Genomic DNA, 1,939 nt, shown 5'->3' on the forward strand with positions numbered 1-1,939 from the left:
TTCGCAGATCAACGAGGCGATCCAGCAGCTCGACAAGGTGACCCAGCAGAATGCCGGTGCCTCGGAAGAAATGTCGGCGACATCTGAGGAACTGGCCGCACAGGCCGAGGAACTGCAGACGTCGATCGCCTTCTTCAAGGTCGACCGGGCTGGCTCGTCGGCAAGTCACGCGACGACCAAGCCAAAGGTCGCCCGCAAACCTCAGGCCAGCCACGTCCACGCCCAGCCGGCGCGACGCAATGAACAGTCGGTTGCAGCCCAGCAGGCGCGCGCCAAGGGTTTCGCCCTCGATATGTCGATGGGCGGCCCGGACGCGGAAGATCGTGATTTCAGGCAGAGCGCCTGATGAATGCAGCCGAGGCCTTCGGGCCTCGGCATTTGTCCAAGTTTGATTGCCGCCGGGCCGGACGTGAATGTCCCTCTTTCGTCGGATGGAATCTTGGACCCTGCACGGCAGGCAAAACGAGGCGCAGCATGCTCGGCGCAAACTAGACGGAGCAGTATCTGCGGGGGATGCAGGGGCATCAGCAGAAATGGCCAAACAGCCGAGCAGGTTTTTATCATTTCTACGGAACACCTTAGGGGGCGGACATGAACTGGATGCAAAACACATCGACAACGCGAAAATTGATGCTGGCATTCGGCATAATCATCGCGATCGTTATGGCATCAAATGCGACAATTTATTTCAAGAATTCCGAAATCAAGCAGACCATCGTGTGGACCGATCACACAACGGCCGTGATCGAAACCATCTCGACGGCAATGTCCGGAATGGTCGATCGGGAGACAGGCCTTCGAGGATACCTGATCGCCGGCTCGAAAGAGTTTCTCGACCCCTATGTCTCGGGCCAGAAGGCCTTTGAGGATTCGGTCGCCAAATTCCGCGAATTGACGTCCGACAACCCGGCACAGCAAAGCCGTGCCGACAAGCTCGAAGAGCAGGCTCGCCTTTGGCAGACCAAGGTCGCCGAAGAAGAGATCCGCCTGATGCAAGGCGTTGGGACCCAGCAGCAGGCCCGCGACATGGAAGCGTCTGGCGCCGGAAAAGCGCCAATGGATGGCATCCGGGCGATCGTTGCAGAGATCATCAAGGTCGAGCGCGACTTGATGGTCGAGCGACTGGCTGCTCAGCAAAAGGCCTTCCAGGTCGGTGATACGACCGTCATGGTCGGCGCATCGGCCATCCTGATCGTGTCCATCCTCGCCTATTTTGCCATCATGTCGCTGATCGCCAAACCGATCGTCGCCCTGACGAAAAAACTGGCAAGCCTGGCAGATGCGGACGATGTCGGCCGCAAGGACGAGATCGGCATCATGAGCGGCACCGTGCAGGCGGTCGAGCGCGCCTTCAACGACGTTGCCACGCTTGTTGGCCGCGTGTCCGAGGGTGACTTGAAGACCGTCCCAAGCACGCAGTATGGCGGCCTGAGCCAGAGGGTCAACGAAGCCCTGCAGATGATGGTGGAAAATCTCGGAAAGACAGCCAACATCGCCGACCAGATCGCCCGCGGCGACCTGACTGTGTCGCCCAAGCCACTGTCCGATAAGGATACTTTGGGCATCGCCTTGGAAAGCATGGTCGAACGCTTGCGCGGCGTGGTCGGCGATGCGCTGGCCGCGGCTGACAACGTGTCGTCGGGCAGCCAGGAACTGTCGGCAAGCTCCGAGCAGCTGTCGCAGGGCGCCACCGAACAGGCCTCCTCGGCCGAAGAAGCCTCGGCCTCGATGGAACAGATGGCCGCCAACATCAAGCAGAACGCCGACAACGCCGCCCAGACCGAAAAGATCGCCCGCCAGTCGTCAAAGGATGCCGAAGCGAGCGGCGAGGCCGTCAGCCGCGCCGTCGGCGCCATGCGCACGATCGCCGAGAAGATCTCGATCGTCCAGGAAATCGCCCGCCAGACCGACCTGCTCGCCCTCAATGCCGCGGTGGAAG

General features: G+C 60.7%; 1 protein-coding gene and 1 pseudogene. Both read left to right on the forward strand.

Features of this window, described 5'->3' with window-relative positions:
- Window positions 1–346: pseudogene (locus HGO38_RS30950) on the forward strand (methyl-accepting chemotaxis protein); the annotation flags it as partial.
- A gap of 245 nt (window positions 347–591) precedes the next feature.
- Window positions 592–1,939 (forward strand): CHASE3 domain-containing protein (locus HGO38_RS31225; protein ID WP_352230525.1); only part of this gene is annotated, 1,348 nt, incomplete at its 3' end.

It is taken from the genome of Rhizobium sp. CG5, from assembly GCF_023701945.1.
Taxonomy (GTDB): Bacteria; Pseudomonadota; Alphaproteobacteria; order Rhizobiales; family Rhizobiaceae; genus Allorhizobium.